The 19,568-nt window shown below is 46.3% G+C and carries 11 protein-coding genes; 7 read left to right on the forward strand and 4 right to left on the reverse strand.

The features are described from left to right. Window positions 1–27: 27 nt before the first annotated feature. Window positions 28–4,095: a glycosyl hydrolase gene (locus L696_RS0113800; protein ID WP_025684160.1), complete on the forward strand. Its 4,068-nt coding sequence runs from the start codon at window positions 28–30 to the stop codon at window positions 4,093–4,095. A 902-nt stretch (window positions 4,096–4,997) separates the two neighbouring features. Here the strand turns inward: L696_RS0113800 and L696_RS0113810 are convergent. Beyond that, window positions 4,998–5,369: a helix-turn-helix domain-containing protein gene (locus L696_RS0113810; protein WP_025684162.1), complete on the reverse strand. Its 372-nt coding sequence runs from the start codon at window positions 5,367–5,369 to the stop codon at window positions 4,998–5,000. Window positions 5,370–5,623: 254 nt separating this feature from the next. Here L696_RS0113810 and L696_RS0113815 point away from each other — a divergent pair, with 254 nt between their 5' ends. Both L696_RS0113815 and L696_RS0113820 read left to right on the forward strand, forming a co-directional pair. Further along, the gene (locus tag L696_RS0113815; RefSeq protein WP_025684163.1) at window positions 5,624–7,033 is read left to right on the forward strand and encodes a DNA-binding protein; all 1,410 of its coding nucleotides are present in this window, start codon (window positions 5,624–5,626) and stop codon (window positions 7,031–7,033) included. Between the two features lie 206 nt (window positions 7,034–7,239). Then, entirely contained in the window at window positions 7,240–7,464 is a 225-nt protein-coding gene (locus L696_RS0113820) for an aspartyl-phosphate phosphatase Spo0E family protein (protein WP_025684164.1), read from the forward strand. Window positions 7,465–7,697: 233 nt separating this feature from the next. Here L696_RS0113820 and L696_RS0113825 read toward each other — a convergent pair whose 3' ends face one another. Both L696_RS0113825 and L696_RS0113830 read right to left on the reverse strand, forming a co-directional pair. Further along, window positions 7,698–8,513: a flagellar motor protein MotB gene (locus L696_RS0113825; protein ID WP_025684165.1), complete on the reverse strand. Its 816-nt coding sequence runs from the start codon at window positions 8,511–8,513 to the stop codon at window positions 7,698–7,700. After that, on the reverse strand, window positions 8,497–9,327 hold the full coding sequence (locus L696_RS0113830) for a flagellar motor protein (protein WP_025684166.1): 831 nt from the start codon (window positions 9,325–9,327) through the stop codon (window positions 8,497–8,499). The genes L696_RS0113825 and L696_RS0113830 overlap by 17 nt, the downstream gene beginning before the upstream one ends. 208 nt (window positions 9,328–9,535) lie before the next feature. On the opposite strand from L696_RS0113830, the gene uvrB reads away from it, so the two are divergent. The 3 genes from uvrB (at window position 9,536) to L696_RS0113845 (ending at window position 16,176) form a co-directional block, all read left to right on the forward strand. Then, window positions 9,536–11,527 carry an excinuclease ABC subunit UvrB gene (gene uvrB, locus L696_RS0113835; protein WP_025684167.1) on the forward strand — a complete coding sequence of 664 codons (1,992 nt, stop codon included), beginning with the start codon at window positions 9,536–9,538 and terminating at the stop codon, window positions 11,525–11,527. A 168-nt stretch (window positions 11,528–11,695) separates the two neighbouring features. After that, window positions 11,696–14,557: an excinuclease ABC subunit UvrA gene (gene uvrA / locus L696_RS0113840; protein ID WP_025684168.1), complete on the forward strand. Its 2,862-nt coding sequence runs from the start codon at window positions 11,696–11,698 to the stop codon at window positions 14,555–14,557. A gap of 413 nt (window positions 14,558–14,970) precedes the next feature. Next, window positions 14,971–16,176 (forward strand): hypothetical protein, encoded by a 1,206-nt coding sequence (locus L696_RS0113845; RefSeq protein WP_245233363.1) that lies wholly within the window; start codon window positions 14,971–14,973, stop codon window positions 16,174–16,176. A 165-nt stretch (window positions 16,177–16,341) separates the two neighbouring features. On the opposite strand, the gene L696_RS0113850 is transcribed toward L696_RS0113845, so the two are convergent. After that, on the reverse strand, window positions 16,342–17,967 hold the full coding sequence (locus L696_RS0113850; RefSeq protein WP_025684170.1) for a nitrite/sulfite reductase: 1,626 nt from the start codon (window positions 17,965–17,967) through the stop codon (window positions 16,342–16,344). A gap of 340 nt (window positions 17,968–18,307) precedes the next feature. Here L696_RS0113850 and L696_RS0113855 point away from each other — a divergent pair, with 340 nt between their 5' ends. Continuing rightward, on the forward strand, window positions 18,308–19,549 hold the full coding sequence (locus tag L696_RS0113855) for a S1C family serine protease (RefSeq protein ID WP_025684171.1): 1,242 nt from the start codon (window positions 18,308–18,310) through the stop codon (window positions 19,547–19,549). Window positions 19,550–19,568 lie beyond the last annotated feature (19 nt).

Here is a 19,568-nt window from a genome sequence, read left to right on the forward strand (position 1 = left end):
TTTTCAAATGTAAAGGAGGAAAGCGGCATGAAGGCGAAAAATAGTAGTAGTGGTATTTGGTCCAAACGTTCCAAATGGCTGGCTGTCGTCATGGCATGCACGATTATAGTAGGGGGGGCTCTACCAGCTCCAACTGTAGTTCACGGTCAAACGGCAAAGACCGTTACCATTAAAGTCGATACATCCAAGGATCGTAAGCCTATTAGCCCTTATATATACGGTACGAATCAGGATTTGGCAGGCGATGAAAATCTGACTGCCAGACGACTGGGTGGTAATCGAATGACCGGATATAACTGGGAAAACAATATGTCCAATGCAGGAAGCGATTGGCAGCAATCCAGCGATAACTATTTATGCAGCAATGGCGGTCTGACAAAAGCCGAATGTGAAAAGCCGGGGGCGGTGACGACTTCGTTTCATGATCAATCGCTGAAGCTTGGCACTTATTCTTTAGTCACGCTGCCGATGGCCGGTTATGTGGCCAAGGATGGAAACGGAAGTGTACAGGAAAGCGAAAAGGCCCCTTCCGCTCGTTGGAATCAGGTCATAAACGCTAAAAATGCGCCGTTCCAACTACAGCCTGATCTGAATGACAATCAGGTTTATGCAGATGAATTCGTCAACTTTTTAGTGAAAAAGTACGGCGCTGCTTCAACAAAGACGGGTGTGAAAGGATATGCGCTCGACAATGAACCCGCTCTCTGGTCGCATACGCATCCGCGCATTCATGGTGAAAATGTCGGAGCGAAAGAGTTGGTAGATCGGTCGGTAAGTTTATCCAAAGCTGTTAAAGCGGTTGACGCGGGTGCGGAAATTTTTGGGCCGGTTCTTTACGGTTTTGGCGCCTATAAAGATCTTCAAACTGCACCTGATTGGAACTCTGTAAAAGGCAGCTACAGTTGGTTCGTGGACTATTATCTGGATCAAATGCGTCTCAGCTCGCAAGCCGAAGGCAAGAGATTGCTGGATGTGTTCGATGTGCACTGGTATCCTGAAGCGATGGGCGGAGGCATACGAATTACGAATGAAGTAGGCAATGACGAAACGAAGAAAGCCAGAATGCAAGCGCCTCGTACTTTGTGGGATCCGACCTACAAGGAAGATAGCTGGATCGCTCAAGGGAACAGCGAATTCTTGCCTTTACTGCCTCGATTGAAGCAGTCGGTGGATAAGTATTACCCGGGAACCAAGCTGGCTTTGACCGAGTATAGCTACGGCGGCGAAAATGATATTTCCGGCGGTATCGCTATGACCGATGTGCTGGGCATCTTGGGCAAAAACGATGTTTATATGGCAAACTACTGGAAGCTAAAGGATGGTGCCAACAACTATGTTAGTGCCGCTTACAAGCTTTACCGCAATTATGACGGAAAAAGCTCTACTTTCGGTGATATCAGCGTTAATGCGCAAACGTCCGATATTGTCAATAGCTCAGTGCATGCTTCCGTAACGGATGCATCCTACAAAGAACTGCACCTTGTTGTCATGAATAAAAGCATGGACAGCGCATTCGACGCCCAATTTGATCTTTCCGGCGAGACGACTTACGGTTCCGGTAAAGTATGGGGCTTCGACAAAAATAGCTCGGAAATTAAGGAAGCAGCGCCAATTACGCAAATTTCAGGCAACCGCTTTACCTATACAGTACCGCCTTTGACGGCTTATCACATCGTGTTGACTGCTGGCAATGATACGTCTGTGCCACCTGGGGAAGGTCCTGAAAGCTTTGCCCTGAGAGCTGAGGCTGGCGATGGGAAAGTCGATTTGTCCTGGGACGCTTCCAGCGAAGTTGTAGGTTACAGTGTACAGCGGGCAACGTATGAAAACGGTCCTTTTACTGCTGTAGCATCCAACTTGATCGAAACGTCTTATACGGATACTAACGTAACGAACGGCACTTCGTACTATTATAAGGTAACCGCAAAAACAAATGCGGGAACGAGCGATTCCAATGTCTTGAAAGCGGTTCCGCAGGCGTCTGTAAAGGGTCCGCTTCGCTATGAAGCCGAAGATGGCACGCTGAAGGGAACCATTGTGGAGTCCAGCGGTACCGGCTTCTCCGGTACCGGTTATGTAACTAATTTCCACAATGCAGGGGATTCCCTGACGATGACGATCCAGGCAGAGGCGGCAGGCCTGTACAATCTTACAATCGGCTACCGTTCTCCTAGTGATGACAAACGCACGAATTTCTCTTTAAACGGCAAAGCGTCTGGAGAGCTGGCACTTTTGAAATCGGCTGATTTTAAAGAAACTTCCGGAGGCAAGCTTCTGTTGAATGCAGGGGCGAATACGATCGGTTTTGAAACAGGCTGGGGCTGGTATGATATCGACTACGTCAAGCTGGAGCCTGCTGCTGACCGTCCACCGCATGCGGTAACCAAAACGCTCATCAATCCGAATGCGACGGTAGAAGCAAAAGCATTGATGAACTACCTGGTTGATCAATACGGCAAGAATATGCTCTCCGGTCAAGAGGATATGCCCGAAATTGATTGGCTTCAAGCAAATGTAGGTAAAAAGCCGGCTATTGCGGCGCTTGACCTGGTTGACTATTCGCCAAGCAGAGCGGAACACGGTCTTCGTTCCACAGAGACGGAAAAGGCGATTGAATGGGATAAGCAAGGGGGCATTGTTACCTTTGCATGGCACTGGAACGCGCCGAAAGGTCTTATCGATACGCAGGGAAAAGAATGGTGGAGAGGCTTCTATGCCGATTCGACCACATTCGATATAGAATATGCGATGAATCATCCAGAGTCCGAAGATTATAAATTACTTATTCGCGACATCGATGTAATTGCAGAGCAATTGAAGAAGTTGCAGGATGCGAAAGTTCCTGTCCTGTTCCGTCCTTTGCACGAAGCAGAAGGCAAATGGTTCTGGTGGGGTGCCAAAGGTCCTGAGCCTGTTAAAAAATTGTATATTTTGATGCATGACCGTTTGACTCATGTGCACAAATTGAACAATCTGATCTGGGTCTGGAATTCGGTTGCTCCCGATTGGTATCCGGGAGACGACTATGTGGATATTTTGAGCTTTGACTCTTATCCGCAAGCAGGCGACTACAGTCCGCAAATTGCTAAATATGAAGACCTTGTTACATTGGGTAAGGACAAAAAGTTAGTTGCCATGAGCGAAAACGGACCTATCCCGGATCCTGATCTGATGAAGGCGTATCAAGCCCATTGGAGCTGGTTCGCTACATGGTATGGGGATTTCTTGAGAGACGGCAAACAAAACAGTCTTGAGCATCTGAAAAAAGTGTATAATCATCCGAACGTCATTACGCTTGACAAGCTCCCGACCAACTTAAAAACGTATGGCATTTCCGAGCAACCGTCAGTACCGGGCAGCTTCACGCTGAACGCAGCGGGCGAAACGGCGAAAGTAACGCTGAGCTGGACAGCATCGGCGAAAGCGGCAAGCTATGAAGTGAAGCGTTCGACGGCTGAAAACGGCGCGTTCGCCACAGTAGCGAGCGATGTATACGGAAGCAGCTACACCGACACAGCCGTAACATCAGACACGACGTACTATTACCAAGTCGTAGCGAAGAACGATGCAGGACAAACGGTTTCGAACACGGCTAGCGCAGCGCCGAAAGCGGATACTCAGCAGCCGACAAAGGGACTGTTGCTCCAGTATCGCGCAGCGGATACAAATATGAACGACAATAACTTGAAGCCGTATTTTCAAATTTTAAACAAAGGTACAACCTCCGTACCGATCAACGAGTTGAAAATTCGCTACTACTACACGATCGACGGTGACCGTGACGAGACATTCAACTGCGACTATGCGGTGCTGAGCTGCTCGAAGCTGAATGGTAAGCTGGTTAAAATGGATAAAGCTGTAACCGGCGCTGATCATTATTTGGAAATCAGCTTCAACTCGAATGCAGGCGTGTTAGCACCTGGAGAAAGCACGGGCGAAATTCAAACCCGTATTCATAAAACAGACTGGTCGAACTATAACGAAAGTGACGATTACTCGTATAAAGGCACGCAAACTTCATATGCTGATCATACGAAAGCTACGTTGTATCATAATGGCGTACTTGTTTGGGGAACTGAACCGGCAGCTAATTAAGACAGGCGTCTGATATACGGCGACATGTGCATCAACCGATTATTTGCCAAGAGAGGGGGGGCATTACGTTCTTCTCTTGGTTTAAGCCACCAGTTTCTATGGAGAGTCTTTAAGATCATGTGCAATTAGACTAGGCCAATCTTAAGGGATTGGTCTTTTTTATTGATTATTTTGTAAAAAAAGAAATGATTTGTTTATTTTTATCGTTCTTGTAACACATCAAGAATTATAATTTCCTTTAGAGCTGGTGGGAAGGGGGATAGATAAGATAAATACCAGTGCACGATTGAGAGCAACTGGCTCGGTGGATAAAGGGGGGACTTTAGAAGGAACTTGCTAAAGGCGATTCGTATGTAACAATGGCGCTAAAACCACTTGTTTGAAAGGAGTTCGTAGGTATTGAAATAGTTTTATAGAGGGGCTGACCTGTTGTGTACCTCATGCTCAAAGGACATAAGGTAGTGTCGCATTTTGGAAAAATTCATCTTTTTTTTATTAGACGATCCAAAACCAAACCAACAAGATACCAGAAACCTAGTGTAGTCAAGTATACAACGACTATTGGAATACCTGCTTCTCGTACAAATCGAAATGATTCGTACATCCAAACCAACGGGCTAATGATAGCCAATAGTATATTATAGTCATCATAGCCCAAAACATTTACAACAATCACTAAAATTGAGATTAGGATCAGCCAAAATCGAAATGATTTCATTGACCATACCTCCAAACAAATATTTACAGTTAACATAACATATAGTCGCCGTAGTTGCAAAAAATAATACAACTACTTCTTAGAATATAAAAAGGGCTATGTAACCTACCACTCTAGGTAGAGAAAACATAGCCTTTTTGATCTTTTGCGTACATGGCTAGTCGGGAGCAAATTAAAGTTATCCTTAGTCGTCCGAATCATCGGGGTTACTTGCTGTAAGCCCGCTTTCTAAAGAGGTAAACAGTTCCTTCAATATGCGATAAGCTTTATTTTGATCGGCTTCATTCTGCTTGGACAGTAAATGAACACATTCCCATATCCAAGGCTGGCTTCGAAGTTCCTCATATGGGTTGAAGTCAAAAAATGCAAATACGTTTGTTTCCAGCGCTTCGGCTATTTTTTCCAAAGTTTTAATCTGTACATTGACCTCACCGCGCTCCAACTTGCCGATATAGGAGCCTGTTGAATCGGATGCTTCCGCTAGTTGTTCTTGTGTAATACCACGCAACGTCCGAAATTGGCGGATTTTCGCTCCTATGAGTTTTGTTGTTTCCATAGACATCCACACTCCTATAGTATGAGTGTAGACAAAGGTAGATCAAGCGTGGAGGTAATTGAATTGCCTAAATAATATATTATTAAGTCCCTGTAAGGACTTTTAAACACATTAAATTACAATATATATTAAAACGGTGTAAAAAAAGGGGTTGACCATCATCCAGTTTATTCATATAATTTCTAGTATATTGTAATTGTTTGTCGAGGAGGGTGATTTTTTAAAATCATCTGAATATGCCGGGGGTGTTTTTATTGGAAAATGCAACCACGATTCGTTCGGAAATTGAGAAAGAGTTAAAACTTGGTGGCTACACTTTTAATAGTTTTGGACAAGCTACGGGTCTTAATCGGGGCATATTTAGTGCTATGCTTAATGGCAATCCGCCTAAACCGATTTCCGTAAGACAAATGGACTTAATTACTAAAGCGCTTAACTATCCAGAGGACTGGTTGTATGACCTATACGTAGATGAGTGCTTTTACGATGGAAGGCCTCATTGGAAAAGAGTTAAGCCATTCCTGATTCGTTGTGTTGAGGTAGGAAATCTGCGGTGCGTGGAGAAGGTGCTTTCACGGTTAATGGAGGATCTTAACCACATTCCAACGATCTTTGCTTTGGCAGAGGAGTTGTATGAGGAAGGGAAGTTAAAAGAGGCAATTCCTTTCTATGAATGTGTTATTGAAAATGAGAAGTATCAACATTCCGAGAGGTTGGCAATTAGCCATTATAGAATTTTTTCAATCTCTGTTAGTGAAAATATGAAGATAAATTTTGAAGCTGCACTAAGATTCGTACCCTTTAGAAATCGGGTACCCTTAGATTATCATCTAGATGGTCTGCTTAAACTGTCAAATCTTTATTACAACTTGCATCAATGGAAAGAAGCAGAGCGTTATGCAGATGAATTAAGAGCTCTTGCAACTATTGTTTGTAAGAGCAGAGAAACTAATAAAAAGAAATTTACATTGAAAACTGAGAGACATTTAGTCGTCTACTATGGTCAAGGTTACTTGACGAAGGGAAATGCATTGGAAAAACAAGGAAGATATGAAGAAGCCATGCAGTATATTTCTGGCTATGCCGATTTGAGTTGGTTTAAAGATTTAGGGGAAATTGGTCAGCAAGAAGTGCAAAGGTTTACTCTTTGGGCACATGCTAATCAACTTAATTTAAATATTCTTATGGGAGATACAGATAGTTTACCAAAGTATATTCAATTTCTTAAAAGTAATCCCCCTGAAATTTTATTGGGGTTATTAACGATAGTAGAGTCGGCTAACAAGCATGGTTTTTTGATAGAACATATTCTACAACAGTTTTCTAACGAACTGACGTCCTTTAATAATGAATTATCTGTTGGTACCAGTTATTATAAGCAGTCATTTAGTTACGACACTTATGCTGATTTGTGTTACCAACTGGCTATATATATGTTTAATAACCTTTTCCATGAGAAAGGTGTTTATTATATTTTAAGAAGCTTAAGAAAATATCTTGAAATCAATAATAAAGATAAGTGTATGGTCTGTACAGCTTTGTTTGAAAGATTCAGACTTGAGGCTACGAAAGATCAAAAATCAGAATATGAAAGAATCATGGAGGAGGTTTTAGTTAATGCAAGTAAAAAACCTGAAATACATGCTAATTATAGGGCTTATTAGCTTCTTTGAATTTTCCCATAATATTATTGTTTTTGGACATGGAACTGGAGCTTAATAGTTATCAAAAAACCAGTCCTAATAAGGCTGTTTTTTTGATTTATCCCGTTAAAGGGATGAAATGGGTTTTATTATATTATTAACCTGTAGGGAAGGTATCAGCTTGTAAACTAACTATAAATACCATACCAAACAGGAGGTTTGTTGATGTGAAATTGCAAAAATTGGAGGACTGCATCGAAGAAAAGCGTAAGGAATTAAATGATTTGGCGAAAGAGGTGGGCTTGAAGGATCGGCAGGTGTTGACCAAGTCTATGGAGTTGGATCGGCTCCTTAATTTGTACAGCGATTGGAAATATAGCTACCACAAGCAGACCATCCCCCAAAATTCACCATTGCAAGAGAAGCAACACGAGTGTGCCTTATCTTATTGATTTTCCAGCATCATGACAAGATATACCTAACTTCACCTTGGCTTCTAATACATAGTGGGGATATAGACTTAAACAAAATAACCTCTCTCATCTCTCGTACGCCGCTCTATACAACGCTGTTCGTACGGTTTATTGTTCTGCGTCATCAGAGCGGAAGCCATGTAGAACTATATAATATGTATCTAAAAAACCTCCCGGTTCACGTTGAGTGTGACTGAGGAGGTTTTTGGCATTTACTGTTGAAGCTGGCGCAGCACGGTAATTTCGACACGGCGGTTTTTTTGTCGTCCGGCCTCGGTCGTATTATCTCCAACCGGTCGGGTATCGGCATAACCCGCATATTGAAATTCCGAGGGCGACAGATTTTCTCTGTCGAGAAAGAATCGAAGCACCGATAGCGCCCGTGCCCCGGAAAGCTCCCAGTTGTCCTTGTAGGTCGAAGCGTTCGAAGAGCGTGTGAACGGAATATTGTCCGTATGGCCCTCGATGCTGATCGGCGTTTTCAAATCCCGGAACAGACTGGCCAGCTTGGATAACGTGTTTGCAGAGCCTTGCTTGAGTGCAGCCCTGCCCTGATCGAATAAAAAGCGGTCGCTCAGGGTGATGACAATACCGCGAGGCTGATCTGACACAAAAATCTGATTTTCCAGTTTGTTGTCCGTAATATATTCTTGAATGACACCCATTAAATTTTGTAGCTCTTTTTCCTGCGTGCGAAATGCTTGTTCACGTTCGGCGAGCTTTGTCGATCCAGCTTCCTTTTTATCGGCTGCTGGTTGCTTGGTCGTGGGCGGATTCTTACTTGTGTGCTGATCCGCAGTACCCGTAATGCCTGAGCCTTGCTCCAAAATAGAATCGCCCTTATGGAACGTATCCTGTAGGGATTGAACAACGACATCGTATTTTTTAGCATCCAGACTACTCATGGCATACATCACAACGAAAAATATGAGCAGCAGGGTGATCAGATCGGCATAGGTAATCATCCAGCGGTCACGATGGTCTCCGCCGCCTCCTTGACCCCCACGGCGCTTACCGCGCACTCTCATGGAAGTCCTCCTTTGGAGCAACGTCATCTGTGCGTGAGCGACGACGAGGTGGCTTAGGCCCCAGAGTTTTCTCTGAACGGATAAAGAACTCCAGTTTTTTGCGTACAAGCTTCGGATTCTCACCGTTTTGGATGGCGAGAATGCCTTGCAGCAGTAAATCCATCGTGACCATTTCATTTTCGCTGCATGCTCTGATTTTGGATGCGATGGGCAGGAAAATCAGATTGGCGCTGGCAACGCCGTATAATGTAGCGATAAAGGCCACAGCAATAGACGGTCCAAGCGCTGTCGGCTCGGTCAGGCTGCCGAGTACATGGATCAGGCCCATCACAGTACCGATAATCCCCATCGTAGGGGCATAGCCGCCTGCGGATTCGAATATTTTGGCATATCCTTCGTGTTTATGCTCAATGGTATCTAACTCGAGTTCCAGAATTTGCTTGATTTGCTCCTGCTCAGTGCCGTCAATGACCAGTTGAAGACCTTCGCGCAGAAATGCATTCGGATGCTCTGAGGAAATACGCTCCAGCGCAAGCACCCCGGATCGGCGGGAGGTGGCCGCCATGGAAACCAAATCTTCAATATATTGCTCGGAGAGGTTGTCCTCACGGCTAAACGCCATCCGAAAGGCAGCTGGTACGGTCTTCAGCTTGGAAACGGGGTAGCTGATGACGACTGCGGCGAACGTTCCGCCAAATACAATCAGAGCCGATGTACCTTGAAGCAGCCCTGTAAATTCTCCGCCTTCCCATAAGAAGCCACCGATTAATGCTATGATTCCGGCGATGATGCCCAATACGATGGTGATATCCAAAATTTAATTCACTCCTATTCAAGACTTATCGTTTGCATCCAAGGTAAGAAAGAGGTATAATACGGGAACAAACATTCTTATTCAACCATATTTCCCAAGTAACATTGCTCGGGAAATATCGACATAGGTTTACAGGTAAAGACGTTTCAGCTCGACTGTTGTAGAAACATGATGTTTCCATTTTAGACGATAAGGGTGATGCAGGGCAATGAGTGATATCGTTGTTAGCGATAAGACTTTTGAAATTCAGTCGGAATTCCAGCCTCAAGGCGATCAACCCCAAGCCATTTTTGAATTGGTAGAAGGGATTGCAGAAGGAAAAAAGCATCAAACACTATTGGGTGCTACGGGAACAGGTAAGACATTTACCATCGCGCAGACCATTGCCAAGCTGAATCGGCCTACTTTGGTTATTGCACATAACAAGACTTTGGCTGCCCAACTGGCGAGTGAGTTTAAGGAGTTTTTTCCGAATAACTCAGTCGATTATTTTGTCAGCTACTATGATTACTACCAACCGGAAGCATACATTCCGTCTTCCGATACGTATATTGAGAAGGATTCCAGCATCAATGAGGAGATTGATAAACTTCGCCACTCCGCCACAAGCTCTCTGTTTGAGCGTCGTGACGTTATTATTGTAGCGAGTGTCTCCTGCATTTATGGTCTGGGTTCCCCGAAAGAATATTCAAGCCTGCTGCTCTCGCTTAGAGTCGGCATGGAGAAACCCCGCAATCAGATTTTGTCCCGCTTGGTCGATATTCAATATCAGCGGAACGATATCAACTTCGTGCGGGGTACTTTCCGTGTACGGGGAGATGTTGTTGAAATATTCCCGGCTTCCCATGGGGAACACGCTATACGGGTAGAACTGTTCGGGGATGAAATTGAACGGATCACCGAGATTAATGTGCTTACGGGTGAATTGATCGGTGAACGTGATCATATTGCCATTTTCCCTGCATCTCACTTCGTTACTCATGAGGATACGATGAGGGTAGCACTGGTCAACATTGAACGTGAGCTTGAAGAGCGGTTAGTGGAGCTGAAGGAACAAGGGAAGCTGCTGGAGGCACAACGTTTGGAGCAACGTACCCGCTATGATATCGAGATGATGAAAGAGGTTGGTTTTTGTTCCGGCGTCGAGAATTACTCAGGTCCACTGACATTCCGCGAGCGGGGGGCAACACCGTATACGCTGTTGGATTATTTTCCGGATGATATGCTGATCGTGATTGATGAGTCTCATGTTACGTTGCCACAGATTCGGGCGATGTATAATGGTGACCAAGCACGTAAGAATGTACTGGTGGAGCATGGTTTCCGTCTGCCATCCGCGCTGGATAACCGCCCGCTGAAGTTTGAAGAGTTCGAGGACAAGGTGAGTCAGATCGTCTACGTTTCAGCTACACCAGGCCCCTATGAGCTGGAGAAATGTGAAACGACTGTGCAACAGATCATCCGGCCTACGGGGCTTCTTGACCCGATCATTGAGGTGCGGCCGAGCAAAGGACAGATTGACGATCTCATTAGTGAAATACGGCTTCGGATGGAGCGTGAGGAACGGGTACTGGTCACCACGCTTACCAAGAAAATGTCTGAGGATCTGACCGACTATTTAAAAGAAGTGGGTATCAAGGTCAGGTATATGCATTCCGAGATTAAGACGCTGGAGCGGATGGCGATTTTACGAGATCTTCGTTTGGGTACCTTTGATGTCCTGATTGGAATCAATCTGCTGCGGGAAGGTCTGGATTTGCCAGAAGTGTCGCTGGTGACGATTTTGGATGCGGACAAGGAAGGCTTCCTGCGTTCCGAGCGTTCACTCATCCAGACGATTGGACGGGCAGCACGGAATAGCGATGGCCGTGTTATTATGTACGGTGACAAAATTACGGATTCTATGGATAAAGCGATAAAAGAAACCGAACGCCGCCGTACGATTCAAATTCAGTACAATGAAGACCATGGCATTACCCCGCAAACGATTCGCAAAAAGATTCGTGATGTCATTGAAGCGACCAAGGTGGCCGAGGCACGTAATGATTACCTTCCTGGTGAGACAGGTAAACTTTCCAAGAAGGAGCGTCAGTCGCTGATTCAGCGTTTGGAAGCGGAAATGAAGGATGCCGCCAAGAATCTTCAGTTCGAGCGGGCCGCCGAGTTGCGTGATGCTTTGCTGGAACTGCGGGCTGATTAAGCTTTCAGGGGCGATTAGTGGCGCGAACACATTGAAAATGAAATGGATGATTGCTTTTAAAAATAGAGAGGGCGGCCCATGTGGTCGTTCTCTTTGCGATATATCACTTGCTTGGGGTATCCCATGCAATATAGCATGACGTGAACTATGGTTAAGGAGATGAAACATTTGGCGAATGAAAGCATCATCATCAAAGGCGCTCGGGCGCATAATCTCAAAAATATTGACGTGACTATCCCCAGAGACAAATTTGTCGTCCTGACGGGGCTAAGTGGCTCAGGTAAATCGTCACTGGCTTTCGACACGATTTATGCAGAAGGACAGCGGCGTTATGTGGAGTCTTTATCCGCGTATGCGCGTCAATTCCTGGGACAGATGGAGAAACCGGATGTGGATTCCATTGACGGACTGTCTCCTGCGATTTCCATTGACCAAAAGACTACGAGCCGTAACCCGCGTTCTACCGTTGGTACGGTTACGGAGATTTATGATTATTTGCGGTTGCTGTTTGCCCGAATTGGTCACCCTCATTGTCCTGAGCATGGCGTTGAAATTACATCACAAACGGTTGAACAAATGGTGGACCGCATTTTGCAATATCCTGAAAAGACAAGGCTGCAAATTTTGGCTCCATTGGTTTCGGGACGCAAAGGTGAGCATAAAACGCTGTTTGCGGATATTGCCAAGCAGGGCTTTGTACGGGTGCGTGTCAATGGCGAACTGCGTGAGTTATCCGAAAAGATCGAGCTGGAGAAAAACAAGAAGCATTCCATTGAAGTGGTTGTAGACCGGATCGTAGTGAAGGAGGATGTGCGTGCACGTCTGTCCGACTCTATTGAGACAGCATTGAACCTTTCAGGAGGTCAGTTGCTGGTGGACATAATGGGGCAAGAAGAGCTGCGTTTCAGTTCTAATTTTGCCTGTCCGATCTGTGGTTTTAGTATAGACGAGTTGTCGCCGCGCATGTTCTCTTTTAACAGTCCATTCGGTGCTTGCCCGGATTGTGATGGATTGGGCGTTAAAATGGTTGTCGACCCCGACCTGCTTATGCCTGACCCGGAGAAAAGTGTAGAAGATGGAGCATTTCAGGCATGGAGTGGAGGAACTTCCACCTATTATCCGCAATTTTTACAGTCTGTATGCGAGCATTATAGTATTCCACAGAACATTCCTGTCAGCCAACTGACCACGGAACAAATGAACATCTTATTACATGGAACGGGCGACCAGAAGATCCGGTTTCGTTATGAAAATGATTTTGGCCAACGCAAGGAAGCCTATGTGACCTTTGAGGGAATTATCCCGAATCTGGAGCGTCGCTATCGTGACACAGCTTCTGATGGTATCCGTGAATTTATTGAAGGATTTATGAGCGCAAAGCCGTGTAATACCTGTAAGGGACATCGTTTGAAGAAAGAAACTCTGGCGGTGACTATTCAGGAGCGTAACATTGCCTATGTAACTGATTTGTCCATTGGCGAAGCATCTCAATTTTTCATAACGCTGGTGTTGAGTGAGAAGGAACAGTCCATTGCCAATCTCATTCTTAAGGAAATTAACAGCCGTTTGGGATTCCTCGTTAATGTTGGATTGGAGTACCTGACCTTAAGTCGTGCAGCGGGAACGTTATCCGGTGGTGAGGCACAACGTATCCGGTTGGCGACACAGATCGGTTCCAGCCTGATGGGCGTACTGTATATTTTGGACGAGCCAAGCATCGGGTTGCACCAGCGGGATAATGACCGACTGATTAGTGCATTGGAGCATATGCGGAATCTCGGGAATACACTGATTGTGGTGGAGCATGACGAAGATACGATGATGGCAGCAGATTATATTATTGATATCGGACCGGGAGCTGGAATCCACGGCGGCATGATCATGTCACAGGGGACTCCGCAGGAAGTTATGGAGGACCCGAATTCCTTGACCGGGCAATATTTGAGCGGACGCAAGTTTATTCCGGTCAATACCGAGCGGCGTAAGCCTGCTGACAAGTGGCTGGAAATCCGGGGAGCCAAAGAGAACAATCTCAAAAATGTGAATGTCAAAATTCCGCTTGGGGTTTTCACGGCTGTTACGGGTGTGTCCGGCTCCGGAAAATCTACGTTGGTTAACGAAATTTTGTACAAAACACTGGCGCGTGATCTGAACCGGGCGAGAGTGCGTCCAGGTCAGCATAAGGAAATTCGCGGGCTTGAAAATATCGAAAAGGTCGTAGAGATTGATCAGTCTCCAATTGGCCGCACGCCGCGCTCCAATCCCGCAACTTATACCGGAGTATTCGATGATATCCGGGATTTATTCTCGCAGACGAATGAGGCCAAGGTGCGGGGCTACAAAAAGGGTCGTTTCAGCTTTAACGTAAAGGGCGGCCGTTGTGAAGCTTGCAGAGGCGACGGGATCATCAAGATTGAGATGCACTTTTTGCCAGACGTGTATGTTCCATGTGAAGTGTGCAAGGGTAAACGCTATAACCGGGAGACTCTTGAAGTGAAATACAAAGGTAAGAGTATTGCTGACGTACTGGAGATGACGGTAGAGGATGCGACAGAGTTTTTCCAAAACATCCCGAAGATTCATCGCAAGATCCAGACGCTAATGGATGTAGGTCTGGGATATATCAAGCTGGGACAGCCTGCGACTACCTTGTCCGGGGGCGAAGCGCAGCGCGTGAAGCTGGCTTCCGAACTGTATCGTCGCAGCACGGGTAAGACGATTTACATTTTGGACGAGCCGACAACGGGTCTGCATGTTCACGATATTGACAGATTGCTGACGGTACTGCATCGTTTGGTTGATTCGGGAGAAACAGTATTGGTCATTGAGCATAATCTGGATGTGATTAAAACAGCCGATTATCTGATTGATTTGGGACCGGAAGGCGGTAGCGGCGGTGGCACGATTTTGGCTACTGGAACACCTGAGCAGCTTGTGAAGGTCGAAGAATCCTATACAGGACGGTATTTGAAGCCAATCCTTGAACGGGATACACAGCGCAGCCAAGCGCTTCAGACAGCCGATCTGTAGACATCATTTAATATAAGTCTTGTAAGCCTCACACAGGTATGAAGACAGAATACGAATTAGCGTATTCATTCCTTTGCCTTGGTGGGGCTTTATTTTGTAAAAAAAGAGAACTTTTATCCAAATCTTGCGTTAAAGCATGTGACACATAGTTTACCAAGCGCTGGAATAATAAATCTATACGTATATTCATCGGCAGAAAGTCTCGGAGCAGTCTCCATTTTGGAGTTTCAAATGTTTGGGCTCGGGCTTGAAGAGGTAAATATATAAATCATGATTGTATAGCATCGCATGAAGTTCCGTGACCACGTGACAACCAGTACAAGTTGAAGCGAAACCGTTAGTCTATCACATCTAAGGTTTTTAAAAACATCTCTGAGGTAAAGTCATGAAGGGAGCTGGAACGTTTGAAGGGAATGCGAAACGGGTTTCTACGTACACGTGTTTATTCATGGACAGCAGGAGTTGCCTTAGCGGCATGGGTCATGGGTTTTAGCGCTGTTCCGTCTTATGCATCCGAGGTGTCCGAGGCGGCTGTGCCCAAGCAGGCTGAAATTGAAACAAGCGCGGCAATTGGAAGCTTTGAGGATGAAGGGAATCCACATAATTATATTCAGCCCGCAGCGAATGGTGGGTTTCTGGTACTGAACATCGAAGACAATACTGAGACAAGTGTGGCGCATGTCACGTACGGCAAGCTGGACAGCTCGCTGGAGGGTGTGTGGAAACATGAGCTGGATCTGAATGTGCAGCCTGGTGCAAGCAGTAGGGGAGTCCAGCGGGAGACGTCGGATGGTGGCTCGCTGCTGCTTATCGACTATACGAAGCCAGACGGGATACGGGAGTTACAGGCATCACGGTTAGATGAGGACGGGTATAGCGTGTGGTCCAAAACGTTACAAACGGATGGCTTGGCATCCCATGGACAGAACTCCCTTATAGGTTTGGAACCGCTTGCGGACGGCGGATTTCTTGTATCCTCTCTGGACCGGGCGGAACAAGCATTTACCGTACTCAAATACTCAGAAACTGGTGAGGAGCTGTGGAACCGAACGAAGGACGGGGTGACCTCGGGTTGGCTGGTTGGCAATCACGATGGATATTATGCACTTATGAACAGTCCGCATGGCCCGGTAGGAGTACAGACAGATGTTTACGGCCAGGAAATCCGTAACATTAATTTCGATTTGGGCTCTGGTAAAGATATTGCAGAGGTACGGGAGTTGTCCGGTGGCCATATAGCCGTCACAGGGCTTAAAGGGAACAGCAAGCGTACACAGATTTTGAGCAACGGACTGCAATTGTTCGGTGATACAGATGATTATCCGGCTGACCGGGTATATCTGCCGGAGGAGCAGGTGTACGTTCGGTTTAGTGACCGATATGATCCGCTGGGAGGCAGCACGAAGATGCATGGGATTACCATCACTGGCTTGAAAGGGAACGGTACGAAGGTTTGGGAAACCACTACCCATTACAAGGAAGACAATTCCTTCGGCATCCGATATGACACGGGACTCATATACAAAATACCGACAGGCTATGCAGTGGTGACATCCACATCCGGCGGCGCTCATAAACCGGTAGTACTTGATTTTGCGAAAATATGGATACCGGAATAATCTGAATAATCCGGTATCTTTTTTTGGAAGCGCAGAAGATGACCTTTTGCAGCCATGTTATGACCACAAGAAAATAGCCTGCTTGTATGCGAGATACAAACAGGCTGCCTTGGAAGGCCTATTAGGTTAAGAGAACACATGATAGAAGAGCCTTACTTACAAACCTCAGGAAGCAGCGGTGCTGGCCTGCAAAATAGCAGACAGCTTTTCCTGAAAAGTCGGAATGCCTACCCGATGTACATACGCATAAAAGGTTTCGTCGGCATTTCGATTTTCTTTGTAAAACAGAATCAGTTCGGCCAACACAGGGCCAACCTGATCACCACGTACGCGACCTTTGAGCGCTTTACTGAACTGGGCACCCGGTCCGAGCGCTCCGCCGACAGCAATGTCGAACGCGTCGACCATGCCTTCGGGTGTCTTAATAAGCGAGCCTTGCAGACCGATGTCTGCAATATGCTTGTGTCCGCAGGAATTCGGGCAACCGATGAAATGAATGCGCACTTTTTCGTCCAGCTCTACGTGCTGATCCAAATACTCGGCAACATCAACCGCCCGCTTTTTAGTCTCCACAATCGCCAGATTGCAGAATTCATTCCCGGTGCATGAAACGGTACGGCTCATAAAATGCTTGGGCTGTGGCGTCAGGCGTTGCAGCACAGGAGCCTGTAGTAATTCATCCACCTGATTGTCCGGCACGCCGCTCAGCAAAATATTTTGTGACATGGTGGTACGAATCTGTCCATCACCGTAGCGGTCAGCCAGGTCGGCCAGCTCGTGCAGTTCGTCAGCATCCAGACGGCCGACTGGCACGTTCAGACCGACATAGTTTAGACCCTGCTGCGCTTGTGGATGCACACCGTCAAAGTAGGCTGCTTGCCAGCCGATCGTTTTATCCTCGCCCCGGCCGGGCATTTCGCCGATATACTCCGTGAGCTTGGCTAAAAACTTTTCCGGGCCCCAATCGGCGATGAGAAATTTTAAGCGGGCATGATGTCGTTTTTCCCGATAGCCGTAATCCCGGAAAATGGTGGTGACTGCAATGGAAACCTTCAAAACTTCATCAGGACGGACAAACAGGTCCAGCGATTGCGCCAAATGCGACTTGGCGGATAAGCCCCCACCGACCATCACATGGAAGCCGATGACTTCTTCCCCGTCGATTACTTTAGTGGCTGGCGTAAAGGACAAATCGTTAATTTCAGCCTGCGCATTATTGTACGTGTTACCGGAGATGGACATTTTGTATTTACGCGGCAGATTGGAGAAGTCCCGATTTAACACGAAAAAACGGTTGACTTCATCCACAATGTCCTTGGTGTCGACCAATTCATTCGGATCAATGCCTGCCAACGGATTGCCAACAATCGTACGCGGGCAGTCGCCACAGGCTTCAAAGGAGTACAAATCAACTTTTTCCAGCCGCTCAAAAATATCGGGTAAATCTTGAACCGTCAGCCAGTGAAGCTGAATAGCCTGACGGGTGGTGACATCAACGAGACTGCGTCCGTACAGTGTGGATATGTCCGCCAATGCATGTGCCTGCGCTGATGTCATGATACCTGTAGGAATACGGATGCGCATCATAAAATGACCGTCCTTGGGCTTTTGCTGATACACTCCGGCCCATTTGAAACGATCCATATCGTCCGCAGTGATCGAATCGAAGCCTTCGCTCGCATAGCTTTCGATAATGGTGCGTATGACGTCAAGGCCGTCCTTTTCCAGCTTGGCAAATTCGAATTTGTTCAGTTTATCGGGATGAGCGGTCCAGATTGGTTCGTAAGCCATCCATTTGCCTCCTTCATAAGCATTGTTTGCAGGGATTCAAGATTATACTTTTATTTCCGACAATAGAACTAAGATATAATGTGATGGTATCATAGTTGGAAGTGCCCGTAAACGAAGGAATGGCCCAAACGCTATAACGATTATTTATCGTTTTTGCTTATTTTCTTGATATAAGGATTTGGTAATTTTATAGTATAAATGACATGAGGGGTCATGTAAGCGGCAAACATAGCTTTTAAAAAAAAGATAGGGCTTAAAGCGATTGTATGCGTGTCTCCTCTATGGTAGATTTGGACTAACTGATAGAACAGGGTCATGTTAGAGAGGAAAAGGTGAAACTATGCGTAAGATGGGGAAAAGGGCTGTCATACTGGCTTTGAGCAGCGCTTTGTGTGTTTCTGGAACAGCAGGTGCAGCCAGCAGTGGAACTGCTTTGAAAACAAAGGTCATTAACGGCGGGGTCTATGTCAACGTAGGCGATGTGAATAAAGCATTAGGAACCAGCGGCGCGTATAACAGCGCAAATGGTACATATACGTTATCGGCCGATCGTGTGCCGCAGGTGGTTAAAAATGTATCTCCCTCTGTGGTAGGCATCATCGGCCGCTCAGCAACGGGACAAACCGTGGCAGGCGGAGATCGGTACAATCTTGCTCACGGTACGGGGGTTATTATTCGGACAAATGGATGGATTGTCACGAATGCACATGTCATTGAAGGATTAAATGATGCTGTGGTCGTGACCTCGGACGGTAAATCTTACAGTATTACAGATAGCTACAGTGATCCGGTCAGTGACCTGGCATTGGTTAAAATCAAAGCAAGCGGCCTTAAACCTGCTACCTTAGCGGGCTCGCCGAATAATCTTCAGGTGGGAGAGCAGGTAGTGGCTATCGGTACGCCTATCTCTTTTTCCCTGCGTAATTCGGCAACTTCGGGTGTTGTCAGCGGATTGAACCGTGGCGTCAACGCTGCCTATCGACTTATCCAAAGCGATACCGCGATCAATCCTGGTAACAGTGGCGGTCCGCTCGTAAACCTCAAAGGAGAGGTAATCGGGATCAATACGATGAAATTTTCGGCTGTCGGTATTGAAAATATGGGCTTTTCGATTCCTTCGGATACGGTGAAGTATGTCATTGCTCAATTTTTTAAGTATGGTGAGGTTCGGCGTGCCAGTCTTGGTCTAGGATTGGAAGAGAGCTGGTCGGCGATTGTGGGGCTGCCTACGGAGGACCCTTTGAAAGTCACAAAAATTACTTCGGCTAGTGCTGTTCAGGCCAAAATCAAGGAAGGCGACGAGTTGTATAGCATAAACGGCAAGCGTGTGGCTTCCGCTATCGATGTCAACGAGTTGCTTAAAAGCTATCAGCCTGGGCAGACGGTGAGCTTGCTCATGCAGACGGACGGCGATATTGTAAAACGCAAGTTGGTACTGTCACAGGATAATGGTGAAATCTATGAATCTATTCAGGCCGGAGAGGATGCCGGGGACTCGGATGAGTCGGCTGGTGATGGCAATGTAGTGCCTTCCAAGGAAGCATCTAAGTCAGTCCAAGAGGCAGCCGCTACAGGGAAGTAAATGAAAACGGATCGTTATG

Source organism: Paenibacillus maysiensis (assembly GCF_000520815.1).
Classification (GTDB): domain Bacteria; phylum Bacillota; class Bacilli; order Paenibacillales; family Paenibacillaceae; genus Paenibacillus; species Paenibacillus maysiensis.